At 73.3% G+C, this 13,095-nt stretch carries 11 protein-coding genes; 8 read left to right on the top strand and 3 right to left on the bottom strand.

Annotated features, from left to right (window positions below; genetic code table 11):
- Window positions 1-17 precede the first annotated feature (17 nt).
- A complete protein-coding gene (locus tag ACIBJB_RS39280; RefSeq protein ID WP_398938313.1) occupies window positions 18-1,169 on the top strand; it encodes an NADH-quinone oxidoreductase subunit D in 1,152 nt (383 codons plus the stop codon).
- On the opposite strand, the gene ACIBJB_RS39275 is transcribed toward ACIBJB_RS39280, so the two are convergent.
- Window positions 1,134-2,198, bottom strand: a complete 1,065-nt coding sequence (locus ACIBJB_RS39275) for an SAM-dependent methyltransferase (RefSeq protein ID WP_398938311.1) — start codon at window positions 2,196-2,198, stop codon at window positions 1,134-1,136. The two genes, ACIBJB_RS39280 and ACIBJB_RS39275, sit on opposite strands and share 36 nt — an antisense overlap.
- 118 nt (window positions 2,199-2,316) lie before the next feature.
- On the opposite strand from ACIBJB_RS39275, the gene ACIBJB_RS39270 reads away from it, so the two are divergent.
- Window positions 2,317-3,519, top strand: coding sequence for a sensor histidine kinase (locus ACIBJB_RS39270; RefSeq protein WP_398938309.1), 1,203 nt, complete (start codon window positions 2,317-2,319; stop codon window positions 3,517-3,519).
- Window positions 3,520-3,600: 81 nt separating this feature from the next.
- A complete protein-coding gene (locus ACIBJB_RS39265; RefSeq protein WP_359384789.1) occupies window positions 3,601-4,272 on the top strand; it encodes a response regulator transcription factor in 672 nt (223 codons plus the stop codon).
- 19 nt (window positions 4,273-4,291) lie between these two features.
- Here ACIBJB_RS39265 and ACIBJB_RS39260 read toward each other — a convergent pair whose 3' ends face one another.
- The gene (locus ACIBJB_RS39260) at window positions 4,292-5,398 is read right to left on the bottom strand and encodes a DUF5937 family protein (protein WP_398938307.1); all 1,107 of its coding nucleotides are present in this window, start codon (window positions 5,396-5,398) and stop codon (window positions 4,292-4,294) included.
- A 481-nt stretch (window positions 5,399-5,879) separates the two neighbouring features.
- Window positions 5,880-7,118 (bottom strand): threonine aldolase family protein, encoded by a 1,239-nt coding sequence (locus tag ACIBJB_RS39255; RefSeq protein WP_398938305.1) that lies wholly within the window; start codon window positions 7,116-7,118, stop codon window positions 5,880-5,882.
- Window positions 7,119-7,291: 173 nt separating this feature from the next.
- Between ACIBJB_RS39255 and ACIBJB_RS39250 the strand changes: the two genes are divergently transcribed.
- The 5 genes from ACIBJB_RS39250 to ACIBJB_RS39230 are packed head-to-tail and all read left to right on the top strand — an operon-like array spanning window position 7,292 to window position 12,711.
- Window positions 7,292-8,221, top strand: coding sequence for a Rossmann-like and DUF2520 domain-containing protein (locus ACIBJB_RS39250; protein WP_398938303.1), 930 nt, complete (start codon window positions 7,292-7,294; stop codon window positions 8,219-8,221).
- Window positions 8,218-9,210: a pantoate--beta-alanine ligase gene (gene panC, locus ACIBJB_RS39245; protein ID WP_398938301.1), complete on the top strand. Its 993-nt coding sequence runs from the start codon at window positions 8,218-8,220 to the stop codon at window positions 9,208-9,210. The genes ACIBJB_RS39250 and panC overlap by 4 nt, the downstream gene beginning before the upstream one ends.
- Window positions 9,207-10,916, top strand: a complete 1,710-nt coding sequence (locus tag ACIBJB_RS39240; protein ID WP_398938299.1) for an L-aspartate oxidase — start codon at window positions 9,207-9,209, stop codon at window positions 10,914-10,916. The genes panC and ACIBJB_RS39240 overlap by 4 nt, the downstream gene beginning before the upstream one ends.
- A 5-nt stretch (window positions 10,917-10,921) precedes the next feature.
- Window positions 10,922-11,908, top strand: coding sequence for a carboxylating nicotinate-nucleotide diphosphorylase (gene nadC, locus ACIBJB_RS39235; RefSeq protein ID WP_398938297.1), 987 nt, complete (start codon window positions 10,922-10,924; stop codon window positions 11,906-11,908).
- Between the two features lie 5 nt (window positions 11,909-11,913).
- Window positions 11,914-12,711 carry a type III pantothenate kinase gene (locus ACIBJB_RS39230; protein ID WP_307077806.1) on the top strand — a complete coding sequence of 266 codons (798 nt, stop codon included), beginning with the start codon at window positions 11,914-11,916 and terminating at the stop codon, window positions 12,709-12,711.
- Window positions 12,712-13,095 lie beyond the last annotated feature (384 nt).

The raw sequence follows: 13,095 nt of genomic DNA, 5'->3' as shown, positions 1-13,095 counted from the left end.
TAGGAGAGACTGTGTCCATGACTCCTACGACGGAGACCACGGTCGGCATCGGCGGCGCCGCGGAGAGCACCGACATGGTGCTCAACATCGGACCGCAGCACCCGTCCACCCATGGTGTGCTGCGCCTGAGGCTCGTCCTGGACGGCGAGCGCATCATGAGCGCGGAGCCGGTGATCGGCTATATGCACCGCGGCGCGGAGAAGCTCTTCGAGGCGCGCGACTACCGCCAGATCATCATGCTCGCCAACCGCCACGACTGGCTGTCGGCCTTCTCCAACGAGCTGGGCGTGGTTCTCGCCGTGGAGCGGATGCTCGGCATGGAGGTCCCCACGCGCGCGGTGTGGACGCGCACGCTGCTCGCCGAGCTCAACCGGGTGCTGAACCACCTGATGTTCCTGGGCTCGTATCCGCTGGAGCTCGGCGGCATCACCCCGGTCTTCTACGCGTTCCGGGAGCGGGAGGTCCTCCAGAACGTCATGGAGGAGGTCTCCGGCGGCCGGATGCACTACATGTTCAACCGCGTCGGCGGCCTCAAGGAGGACCTGCCGGCCGGCTGGTCCACACGCGCGCGCGGCGCCGTCTCCGCCGTGCGCTCGCGCATGGACCGCTTCGACGACCTGGTCGTCGGCAACGAGATCTTCCGGGGCCGCACCCGGGGCGTGGGCGTCCTCGCGCCCCGGGCCGTCCACGCGTACGGCGTCAGCGGGCCCATCGCGCGGGCCTCGGGCGTCGACTTCGACCTGCGCCGCGACGAGCCGTACCTCGGCTACGGAGAGCTCCAGGACACGCTGAAGGTGGTCACGCGCGAGGAGGGCGACTGCCTCGCCCGCTTCGAGGTCCTCCTGGAGCAGACCCACAACGCCCTCGACCTCGCCGACGCCTGCCTGGACCGGCTCGCCGAGCTGCCGCCCGGACCGATCAACCAGCGGCTGCCCAAGGTCCTGAAGGCACCCGAGGGGCACACGTACGCGTGGACCGAGAACCCGCTCGGCATCAACGGCTACTACCTCGTCAGCAAGGGCGAGAAGACCCCGTACCGGCTGAAGCTGCGCTCGGCCTCGTACAACAACATCCAGGCCCTGGTCGAGCTGTTGCCGGGCACGCTGGTCGCGGACATGGTGGCGATCCTGGGCTCACTGTTCTTCGTGGTCGGGGACATCGACAAGTAGGTCGGCGAGCGGCCCGCCGAGGGGCGCGTCCGGAATTCCGGCAGACAGGCCCACGGGCTGGAGCAGCCAGCCGAAGTCGCCGAGGCCGCCCGCCGCGGTGAGCTCGGCGGCCTCTCCGGCACGCGCGAGGGCGCGTACGTACTCCGCGGGCCGCGTGGACGCGAGCGTGAGCGGGGGGCGTGCGCCGACGAGGCCCAGGGTGCGCAGCGCGTCGCGTTGGGTCAGCACACGCCCTCCGGGGAGCGCGCACGCGTCCAACGCCACATGGGCCGTGAGGTCGCACGACCCGTCCGGTACGGGGGCCGTCTCGCGCCCTTCACGGAAACCGGTGAGCGTCCCGAACAGGGGGCGTGAGGATGCCGTGTGCGCGTAGTCGACGGCGACCGCGAGCCCCCGCTCCAGCGCGGCGACCGCCGATGCCCACGCCTTGTCCCGGGGCAGGCCGATCTCGGCCCGCAGCCCCTCCTCGGGCGGCAGCGGCCACCACCGGCCCAGCCACTCGGCCTCCGCACCGGCGACCTGTTCCCCGAGACGCTCGCGACCGTCCCGCCGTACGAGCACCCGTCGTGGGACGCCCGAGGGGTCCGTCTCGGCGATCTCCACGGGTATGTTGTCCAGCCATTCGTTGGCGAACAGCAGCCCGGTGATGTTCTCGGGGGGCCCGGTCAGCCACTCGATCCGGTGATCGAGGGCCTCGGGGCGGCCGGCGATCTCGACGGCGTACGCGCGCGTGCGGGCGGCCACGTCGGCGGGCAGGGCGGCGAGGACGCCGGTGGCCAACTCGCCGCGCCCCGCGGCCATGTCGACGAAGTCGAGCCGTGCGGGCCGCCCCAGCGCCTCGTCGATGCGGCACAGCAGCCGGGCCACGGCCTCGGCGAACACCGGCGAGGCGTGCACGGACGTACGGAAGTGCCCGGCAGGGCCCTCCGGCCTGCGGTAGAAGCCGTCAGGACCGTAGAGGGCGGCCTCGGTGGCGGCCCGCCAGCCGCTCCAGTCGTCCGTCGGCCCGGCCGTCGTGTCATCGCTCACGTCGTCAGGCTAGGCGCCCAGGCGAAGGGGGCCTCCACCTTGGGGAGTACGCGCGGACGGTACGGATCGGTCCTCCGGTTGACCCCTGCACACATCACGCTTCCCTACGCTGGGTTACGTGCAGCGCCTCTATGACTTCCTCCGCAGGCACCCGACAGGGGTCGACGTCTTCTGGGCCGTCGTCCTGCTCGGGATCTCGCTCGCGAGCGAAACCGCCCGGGGGGAGTCCCAAGGGGCCGAGCCCCCGTTGGCGATCATTCCGATTGTCCTGCTGTTGTGCCTGGTGACAGCGTTGCGCAGGCGCATGCCGGAGCGCATGCTGCTGCTGGCCATCGGGCTCGGCGTGGTGCAACTCGCGCTGGACGTGGAGACCACGAGCGCCGACTTCGCCTTCCTGGTGATCGTCTACACGGTGGCCGCCACGGGCGCCCGCTGGGCCTCCCGGCTGGCGCTGACGGTCGGCCTGTGCGCGGCTCCCGTGGCGCAGATGCGCTGGTGGAACGAGAACACCAGCGGCCTCGGCAATGTCGCCCTCATGATCTTCCAGACCGTGCCGTTCGCCCTGGCCTGGGTGCTCGGCGACTCGATCCGCACCCGGCGCGCCTATTTCGCGCAGCTGGAGGAGCGCAATGCGCGCCTGGAGAAGGAGCGCGAGGCGCAGGCGAAGGTGGCCGTCGCCGCCGAGCGCGCCCGGATCGCCCGCGAGCTGCACGATGTCGTCGCCCACAACGTGTCCGTCATGGTCGTCCAGGCCGACGGCGCCGCCTATGTCCTCGACGCCGCGCCCGACCAGGCCAAGAAGGCCCTGGAGACCATCTCCTCCACCGGCCGCCAGGCCCTCGCCGAGATGCGCCGCCTGCTGGGCGTGCTGCGTACCGGCGAGCACCAGGAGGGCGGCGAGTACGTCCCGCAGCCCGACGTCGAGCAGATCGAGGACCTCGTCGAGCAGTGCCGCGGCTCCGGCCTCCCCGTCGACTTCAAGATCGAGGGCACTCCGCGCCCGCTGCCCAGCGGCGTCGAACTCACGGCGTACCGCATCGTGCAGGAGGCGCTCACCAACACGCGCAAGCACGGCGGCCCGAACGCGGGCGCGAGCGTGCGCCTGGTCTACTTCGACGACGGCCTCGGCCTGCTCGTCGAGGACGACGGCAAGGGCGCTCCGCACGAGCTGTACGAGGAGGGCGGCGCCGACGGCGCGGGCCACGGACTGATCGGCATGCGCGAGCGCGTCGGCATGGTCGGCGGCACCCTGGACGCGGGTCCCCGCCCCGGCGGAGGATTCCGCATCAGTGCGCTGCTGCCGCTCAAACCAGCGCACTGACACCGACGCACGCCCCCTGTTGACACCTGTCACGCCCCCTGGCGACCTGCCGTACGACCCCGAGGAAACGGAAGAGGCCCGATGACGATCCGCGTGATGCTCGTCGATGACCAGGTGCTGCTGCGCACCGGGTTCCGGATGGTGCTCGCAGCCCAGCCGGACATGGAGGTCGTCGCGGAGGCGGGGGACGGCGTGGAGGCACTCCAGGTGCTGCGCGCGACCGCCGTGGACGTCGTCCTGATGGACGTCCGCATGCCGAAGCTCGACGGTGTGGAGGCCACCCGCCGCATCTGTTCGGAGCCCGAACCGCCGAAGGTGCTGATCCTGACCACCTTCGACCTGGACGAGTACGCCTTCTCCGGGCTGAAGGCGGGCGCCTCCGGCTTCATGCTCAAGGACGTGCCGCCCGGCGAACTGCTCACCGCGATCCGTTCCGTGCACAGCGGCGACGCCGTGGTCGCCCCCTCGACGACCCGGCGCCTGCTCGACCGGTTCGCGCCCATGCTGCCCGCCACCGGCAAGGAGCCCCAGCACAAGGAGCTGGAGCGGCTCACCGGTCGCGAGCGTGAGGTCATGGTGCTGGTCGCCCAGGGGCTCTCCAACGGCGAGATCGCGGCCCGGCTGGTGCTGTCCGAGGCGACGGTGAAGACCCATGTCGGCCGCATCCTGACCAAGCTGGGTCTCAGGGACCGGGTGCAGGTGGTGGTCCTCGCCTACGAGACGGGGCTGGTGCGCGCGGGCGGGCACGGCTGAGCCACGGCCCGGCCGGGGGCTACCTCAATATCCCTTCCAGGAAGTCGCTGCCGAGCCGCGCCACCACGGTGACGTCCAGCTGGTGCAGGACGTACCGGCCGCGGCGGCGGGTGGTGATCAGGCCCGCCTTCTTCAGGACGCTCAGGTGCCGGGATATCTCCGGGGCGGTCATGCCGTGCACCTGGGCGAGCTCGCTCGTGGTGTAGGCGCTGCGGGCCAGATGGCGGCACAGTCGCATCCGGACGGGGTGGGAGAGCGCGGTGAGCCGCAGCGTCAGCTGCTCGACCGAGGGCGGGGAGGCGAGCTCGGGGGAGCCGACGGGGTAGTGCAGGGCGGGCTGCCAGCCGTACCGGTGCAGGACGCTCAGGTGCGGCCAGCCCAGGCTCGTGGGGATCAGCAGCAGACCGCCCTCCGCTGTGGCGCTGTGTCCGATGCCGAGCTTGTCGACCGTGATGCGGCCCTCCGCCTCGTCGAGCGTGACCGCCGACGACACCGCGGTGAGCGCCTCCGCGAGGCCCTTGCGGCGCAGCAGGTCCGTCTTGTGGCGGGCGTCCGCCGCGAGCTGGTGGCGCAGTCGCGACCAGGTGTCCGCGAAGAACGCCTCGTCGCAGTCCTGGACGAACTGCCGGAACCAGGCCCGGATCCGCGGCGGGTCGGCCAGCAGCCGCTCGGCGAACCGCACCTGTCGCGGTCCGCGCGACGCGGCCAGTTCCAGGGCACGCCGGTGCAACGCGCCGTCGGAGAGCGCACTCGGGCCGTGCGAGCAATACGGCAACGCGCAGGTGAACTCCAGGGCCGCGTCCACGAACTGCTCGTCCGTCAGCTTGTCGAGCAGGTCCAGATCCTCGGCGATGGAGGCCCCGGGGAGCGTGGTCCGGCCCGCGATGCCGGCGAAGGGCATGAACAGGTCCGAGAACGTCGTCCGCCACAGGAAGTCCGCCTCGCACATCCGGTCGGCCAGATGCGGGTCGAGCCGGGCGGTCACGCCGGTCACCCAGGCCTGCAGTCCCGGATGGTGCCCCGGTTCGGCCAGCGCGTGCAGCGCCATGCCGAGCTCGGCCAACGGCGAGGGCACGACGGCGACCCTCTCCGGCCGCAGCCCCGCGATGTCGATGCGCACGCTCATGTCCACATGGTGCACGCCGCCACTGACAACGCCGTCCTCGATTGACGGCGACCGTCAACCGACGCGACGCGGCTGTCGCTTGCGGCGCGGCCCGGGGTATCGGCAGCCCCGTCCCGCCGGGCGCCCGGCGCCCGGCGCCCGGCGCGAGGGCCGTGCGGGCCGTGCGGGTCGCGCGCGAACTGTGCGAACACCGCCGGTTCCCGGCGGTCCTGGCGGGGCGGCCGACCCGGGGGCGGATACGGCACGCACTGCGCCGGTGGCTGCACCGCCGGCCCTGACCCAGCCGTCGAGCCGCTGGCCCTGACCCAGCCACCGAGGCGTCGAGCCGCTGGCTGCTGGCCTGACCCAGCCACCGAGGCGTCGAGCCGCTGGCTGCTGGCCTGACCCAGCCGCCCAGCCGCCCAGCCGCCCGGCCGCCCGGCCACCGAGCCGTCGAGCCGCTGGCCGCCGGCCATGACCCGGACGCCCGGCCGTCGACCCACTAGCCGCTGACCTCCCGCAGCCGGGCGACGAAGTCTGCGGCCGCCGTCTTCACGTCCGTCGCCGTCCACTCCAGGGCCGCGCCACGGACGTAGACCTCGGTCATGGACAGGCCGGGGCCCTTCTCGTCCCAGGGGTGGATGAACAGGGCCGTCCCCGTCTCCTCCGACTGTCGGATCGCCGCCTCGGAGAGCTCGTCGACGCCGTACGGCAGCCAGACCTGGAAGTCGAAGGTGTGCGGCACCTCGGGGTGGATCCGCGCCCACGGCACCCCGGCCTCCGCGAGCCCCTCGCGCAGCGCGGCGGCCACCACGCGCGCGTGGGTGACGTACTCGGGCAGCCTGGGCAGCTCCCGCTCCAGTCCGGCGAGGGCCGACAGGACGGTCGGGAACTGCTGGAAGACCGCGCCGCCGTACCGGTGCCGCCAGGTCTTCGCCTCGTCGATCAGGGTCTTCGGGCCGGCGAGTGCGGCCCCGCCGAAGGCTTCGAGGGACTTGTAGAACGACACGTACACGCTGTCCGCGAGGTCCGCGATCTCGGCCAGGGGGCGGCCGAAGTGGACGGTGGTCTCCCACAGGCGCGCCCCGTCGAAGTGCACCACGGCGTCGCGCTCACGAGCCGCCTCCACGACCTCGGTGAGCTCATCCCAGGTGGGCAGCACGAAACCGGCGTCCCTCAGGGGCAGTTCCAGCATCAGCGCCCCGAAGGGTTCCTCGAATCCGCGTATCTCCTCGGCCGTGGGCTGCCGCGGCTCGCTCGTCACATGGACCGGGCGCAGACCGGAGACCTCCCGGAAGGCGTCGCGCTCGTGCACCTCGGGATGGGCCAGGGCGTGCAGGGCGACGGTGGGGTTGCCGGTGCGGCCCGCCCAGCAGCGCAGCGCCACCTGCTGGGCCATCGTGCCGGTCGGGAAGAACGCGGCGGCCTCCTTGCCGAGGAGTCCCGCGACCTTCTCCTCCAGGGCCTCGACGATGCCGTTCCCGTAGAGGTCGGACGGCTCGTCCAGGTCGTAGACCGCGTCCGCCCCGTCGAGCAGCGACATGCGCTCGCGGAGGGGTGCGAGCAACCCCTGGCGCGCCAGCGTGCGCTTCGCGCTCCGGTACGCGCTGATGCGCCGTGCGCGGCGGCGCAGAAGCCGTTCCGCCTCCGTGGGCTGCTCCGGTTGCGCCCCGTCGGTGCCCTGCTCCGGTCGTGCCTCGTCCGCCGCCTGCCCCGCGCTCTGCTCCGCTGCGTCGCTCATGCCCGGATCATCTCGTGCGCCCCGGGTACGGGCACACGGATTTCCGCACTCCCCGGCCCACACGGAACCCCACAGCCTGTGGACAACCGGACGCCCCTCGAACCGATCGCGTTAACATGACGAGAAATCGTCCGGTACCCAGATGCGGACTGGAACGGGAAGGCCGCCGTCGCGTGACTACAGCCCAACAGCCAGACCACAAGGACCGCCCCGCGCGGCTCACCGTCGGTGTCGTCGGCGCCGGCCGGGTGGGGCCGACGCTCGCCGCGTCCCTCCAACTCGCCGGGCACCGGCCGGTGGCCGTCTCCGGGGTCTCCGACGCCTCCCGGCGGCGGGCCGCGCTGATGCTCCCGGACGTCCCGGTCGTCACCCCCGAGGACGTCCTGCAGCGCGCCGACCTGGTGCTGCTGACCGTCCCCGACGACACCCTGCCCGGTCTCGTCGAGGGACTCGCCGAGACCGGTGCCGTGCGGCCGGGGCAGCTGCTCGTGCACACCTCCGGACGGTACGGCGCGAAGGTCCTGAACCCCGCCCTGCGTGCGGGCGCGCTGCCGCTGGCCCTGCACCCGGCGATGACCTTCACGGGCACCCCCGTGGACGTCCAGCGCCTGGCCGGCTGCTCCTTCGGCGTCACCGCCCCCGAGGAGCTGCGGCTGGCCGCCGAGGCCCTCGTCATCGAGATGGGCGGCGAGCCCGAGTGGATCGACGAGGAGAAACGGCCGCTGTACCACGCGGCCCTCGCCCTCGGCGCCAACCACCTGGTCACGCTGGTCGCCCAGGCCATGGAGCTGCTGCGCTCGGCCGGCGTCGCGGCCCCGGACCGGATGCTCGGCCCGCTGCTCGGCGCCGCCCTCGACAACGCCCTGCGCTCCGGCGACGCGGCCCTCACCGGACCCGTCGCGCGCGGGGACGCCGGCACGGTCGCCGCGCACGTCACGGAGCTGCGCAGGCACGCCCCGCAGACCGTCGCGGGCTATCTCGCGATGGCCCGCGCGACCGCCGACCGGGCGCTCGCCCACGGACTGCTGAAGCCGGAGCTCGCCGAGGACCTCCTCGGGGTACTCGCCACGGGGACCAACGGCTCCGAGGGAGACGCCCGATGACCACGACCCTGCTGCGCACCGCCGGTGAGCTGCACGCACGCGCACGCGTGGGCCGCCGCGCCGTCGTGATGACCATGGGCGCCCTGCACGAGGGGCACGCCACCCTCGTCCGCACCGCGCGCGAGATCGCCGGACCCGACGGCGAGGTCGTCGTCACCGTCTTCGTGAACCCCCTCCAGTTCGGCGCGGGCGAGGACCTCGACCGCTACCCGCGCACCCTGGACGCCGACCTCAAGATCGCCGAGGACTCCGGCGCGGACGCCGTCTTCGCACCCTCCGTCGACGAGGTCTACCCCGGCGGCGAGCCCCAGGTGCGCATCAGCGCGGGCCCGATGGGAGAGCGCCTGGAGGGCGCCTCGCGTCCCGGCCACTTCGACGGCATGCTCACCGTCGTCGCCAAGCTGCTGCACCTCACCCGCCCCGACATCGCCCTCTACGGCCAGAAGGACGCCCAGCAGCTCGCTCTGATCCGCCGGATGGTGCGCGACCTGAACTTCGGCGTCGAGATCGTCGGCGTGCCCACCGTGCGCGAGGACGACGGCCTGGCCCTGTCCAGCCGCAACCGCTACCTCGGCCCGCAGGAACGGCGCACGGCACTCGCGCTCTCCCGCGCCCTGTTCGCCGGCCGCGACCGGCACGCGGCACAGGAGGCGCTGCGCGCCCGGGCCCGCGAAGTGCCCGCCACACACGCGCGTGCCGAGGCTCTGAGCGCCCTCGGCGAGTCCCGCGCGGCCGCCGACGCGCACGCCGTCGCCAAAGCACTCCCCGGTGCGCCCTCGGCCGTCCGCGCGGCCGCCCGCCTGATCCTCGACGACGCCGCGCGCCAGGACCCGCCGCTGGCCCTGGACTACCTCGCGCTCGTCGACCCGTCCGACTTCACCGAGATCGAGGACGACTTCACCGGCGAGGCCGTCCTCGCCGTCGCCGCCCGGGTGGGGACGACCCGGCTGATCGACAACATCCCCCTGACCTTCGGAGCCGCCTCGTGACCAGCACAGGCATACGACTGCACGCGCCCGCGCCCGGGTGGTCCATCGACGCGGACGTCGTGGTCGTCGGCTCCGGCGTCGCCGGCCTCACCGCGGCCCTGCGCTGCGAGGCCGAGGGCCTCAGGACCGTCGTCGTCACCAAGGCCCGCCTCGACGACGGCTCCACCCGCTGGGCGCAGGGCGGCATCGCCGCGGCCCTCGGCGAGGGCGACACCCCCGAACAGCACCTGGACGACACGCTGGTGGCGGGCGCGGGCCTGTGCGACGAGGAAGCCGTACGGATCCTCGTCACCGAGGGACCCGACGCCGTACGCCGCCTGATCGCGACCGGCGCGCACTTCGACGAGTCCGAAGAGGGCGACCTGGCGCTCACCCGGGAGGGCGGCCACCACCGCCGCCGGATCGCGCATGCGGGCGGTGACGCCACCGGCGCGGAGATCTCCCGGGCGCTCGTCGAGGCCGTACGCGCGCGGGGACTGCGCACCATCGAGAACGCGCTCGTGCTCGACCTGCTGACGGACGCGCACGGCCGGACGGCGGGCGTCACCCTGCACGTCATGGGCGAGGGCCAGCACGACGGCGTGGGCGCCGTGCACGCCCCCGCGGTCGTCCTCGCCACCGGCGGCATGGGCCAGGTGTTCTCCGCGACCACCAACCCGTCCGTGTCGACCGGCGACGGCGTGGCGCTCGCCCTGCGGGCCGGTGCAGAGGTCTCGGACCTCGAATTCGTCCAGTTCCACCCGACCGTGCTGTTCCTGGGTGCGGACGCGGAAGGTCAGCAGCCCCTGGTCTCCGAGGCGGTACGCGGCGAGGGCGCCCACCTGGTCGACGCGGACGGCGTGCGCTTCATGGTCGGCCAGCACGAACTGGCCGAACTCGCGCCCCGCGACATCGTCGCCAAGGGCATCACGCGGCGCATGCAGGAGCAGGACGCCGAGCACATGTTCCTCGACGCCCGGCACTTCGGCGCCGACATGTGGGAGCACCGCTTCCCGACGATCCTCGCCGCCTGCCGCGCCCACGGCATCGACCCGATCGCCGAGCCCATCCCGATCGCGCCGGCCGCCCACTACGCCTCCGGCGGCGTGCGCACCGACTCCCAGGGGCGTACGACCGTCCCGGGCCTGTACGCGTGCGGCGAGGTCGCCTGCACCGGCGTGCACGGCGCGAACCGGCTCGCCTCCAACTCCCTCCTGGAGGGACTGGTCTACGCCGAGCGCATCGCCGTCGACATCGTGGCGAGCCGCGCCGGGCTCCACGCGCGCGTGCCCGCCCCCGTCGAGCGCCCCGAGAGGCCCGCGCATCCCCTGCTCGCGCCCGAGGCGCGGTTCGCGATCCAGCGGATCATGACCCAGGGCGCGGGAGTGCTGCGCTCGGCCGAGTCCCTGTCCAAGGCCGCCGACCTCCTGCAGCAGCTGCACTCCGACGCCCGTGACGCCCTCGCCGAGAACGGCAAGACGGCCGAGCCCGGGGTCGACACCTGGGAGGCCACCAACCTCCTGTGCGTGGCCCGTGTCCTGGTCGCCGCCGCCCTGCTGCGCGAGGAGACGCGCGGCTGCCACTGGCGCGAGGACGAGCCCGACCGGGACGACACGGCATGGCGCCGCCACATCGTCGTACGGCTCAATCCCGACCGGACCCTCGCCGTACACACCACCGATACCGCAGACTTCCCCCCGACCCGGCAGCCCCTTCAGGAGCAGTGACAGCAGTGAGCACCGACGACCTTCCCCTCGCCTCGTCCGGCGGCTGCGGCGACGGCTGCGCCTGTGGCGCCGCCTCCGACGTACCCGACGAGGAATACCTGGAGTGCGGGCTCGACCCCGCGCTCGCGCAGCTCCTGGCCGACGCCGGACTCGACCCCGTGGAGGTCGAGGACATCGCCAACGTCGCCATCCAGGAGGACCTCGACCACGGCGTGGACGTGACGACCGTCGCGACCATCCCCGAGGACGCCGTCGCCACCGCCGACTTCGTCGCGCGGGAGGCGGGCGTCGTGGCCGGCCTCAGGGTCGCCGAGGCGGTCGTCTCGGTGGTCTGCGAGGACGAGTTCGAGGTCGAGCGGCACGTGGAGGACGGCGACCGGGTGGAGGCCGGACAGAAGCTCCTGTCGGTCACCACACGCACGCGTGACCTCCTCACCGCCGAGCGCAGCGCGCTCAACCTGCTGTGCCGGCTCTCGGGCATCGCGACCGCCACGCGCGCGTGGGCGGACGCACTGGAGGGCACCAAGGCACGCGTGCGTGACACCAGGAAGACGACTCCGGGGCTCAGGTCGCTGGAGAAGTTCGCCGTGCGGTGCGGGGGCGGGGTCAACCATCGGATGTCGCTGTCCGACGCGGCGCTGGTGAAGGACAACCACGTGGTCGCCGCCGGTGGCGTCGCATCGGCCTTCAAGGCGGTACGGGAGGCCTTCCCGGACGTTCCGATCGAGGTCGAGGTCGACACGCTGCACCAGCTGCGGGAGGTCGTGGACGCGGGCGCCGATCTGATCCTGCTGGACAACTTCACGCCCGGGGAGTGCGAGGAGGCGGTCGCGGTCGTGCACGGGCGGGCCGCGCTGGAGGCCTCCGGGCGGCTGACGCTGGACAACGCGCGCGCGTACGCCGACACCGGCGTCGACTACCTCGCGGTCGGGGCGCTCACCCACTCCTCGCCGATCCTCGACATCGGCCTCGATCTGCGCGAGGCGGAGTAGTCGCGATGCTCCTCACGATCGACGTAGGCAACACGCACACCGTCCTCGGGCTGTTCGACGGCGAGGACATCGTCGAGCACTGGCGGATCTCCACGGACGCGCGCCGGACGGCGGACGAGCTGGCGGTACTGCTGCAGGGGCTGATGGGCATGCATCCGCTCCTCGGCGACGAACTGGGTGACGGGATCGACGGGATCGCGATCTGCGCGACCGTGCCGTCCGTGCTGCACGAGCTGCGTGAGGTGACGCGGCGGTACTACGGCGACGTGCCGGCCGTGCTGGTCGAGCCCGGGGTGAAGACGGGGGTGCCGATCCTCACCGACAACCCCAAGGAGGTCGGGGCGGACCGGATCATCAACGCGGTGGCCGCCGTCGAGCTGTTCGGCGGGCCGGCGATCGTCGTGGACTTCGGCACGGCAACGACGTTCGACGCGGTGTCCGCGCGCGGGGAGTACGTCGGCGGGGTCATCGCGCCCGGTATCGAGATCTCCGTGGAGGCGCTCGGCGTGAAGGGGGCACAGCTGCGGAAGATTGAGGTGGCCCGGCCCCGGAGCGTGATCGGCAAGAACACGGTCGAGGCGATGCAGTCCGGGATCGTGTACGGCTTCGCCGGGCAGGTCGACGGGGTCGTGAGCCGGATGGCCCGGGAGCTCGCGGACGATCCGGACGAGGTGACGGTGATCGCCACGGGTGGACTGGCGCCGATGGTGCTGGGGGAGTCGTCGGTGATCGACGAGCATGAGCCGTGGTTGACGCTGGTGGGGTTGCGGCTGGTGTATGAGCGAAACGTGTCACGGATGTGACTTCCCCTCCGGGCTCCGGGGCTCCCGGCCCCGGCCTCCGGGCCCCGACCTCCCGGCCCCGGCCTCCGGGCTCCCGCCTCCGGGCTCCCGCCTCCGGGCTCCGGGCTCCCGCCTCCGGGCTCCGGGCTCCCGCCTCCGGGCTCCCGCCTCCGGGCTCCCGCCTCCGGGCTCCGGGCTCCCGCCTCCGGGCCCCGGCCTCCGGCCTCCCGGCCCCGACCTCCCGGCCTCCGGGCTCCGGGCTCCCGCCTCCGGGCTCCGGGCTCCCGCCTCCGGGCCCCGGCCTCCGGCCCTCCGGGCCCCGGCCTCCGGCCCTCCGGGCCCCGGCCTCCGGCCCTCCGGGCCCCGGCCTCCGGCCCTCCGGGCCCCGGCCTCCGGCCCTCCGGG

The organism is Streptomyces sp. NPDC050759 (assembly GCF_044456945.1).
Lineage (GTDB): Bacteria > Actinomycetota > Actinomycetes > Streptomycetales > Streptomycetaceae > Streptomyces.
The sequence above is the reverse complement of the archived record's forward strand: the minus strand, read 5'-3'. Positions and strand labels throughout refer to the sequence as shown.

Coding starts and splice junctions, on each gene's coding strand:
- ACIBJB_RS39265 (WP_359384789.1), top strand. CDS start 3,601: ATGACGATCCGCGTGATGCTCGTCGATGACCAGGTGCTGCTGCGCACC.
- ACIBJB_RS39230 (WP_307077806.1), top strand. CDS start 11,914: ATGCTCCTCACGATCGACGTAGGCAACACGCACACCGTCCTCGGGCTG.
- panC (WP_398938301.1), top strand. CDS start 8,218: ATGACCACGACCCTGCTGCGCACCGCCGGTGAGCTGCACGCACGCGCA.
- ACIBJB_RS39255 (WP_398938305.1), bottom strand. CDS start 7,118: ATGAGCGACGCAGCGGAGCAGAGCGCGGGGCAGGCGGCGGACGAGGCA.
- ACIBJB_RS39280 (WP_398938313.1), top strand. CDS start 18: ATGACTCCTACGACGGAGACCACGGTCGGCATCGGCGGCGCCGCGGAG.
- ACIBJB_RS39260 (WP_398938307.1), bottom strand. CDS start 5,398: ATGAGCGTGCGCATCGACATCGCGGGGCTGCGGCCGGAGAGGGTCGCC.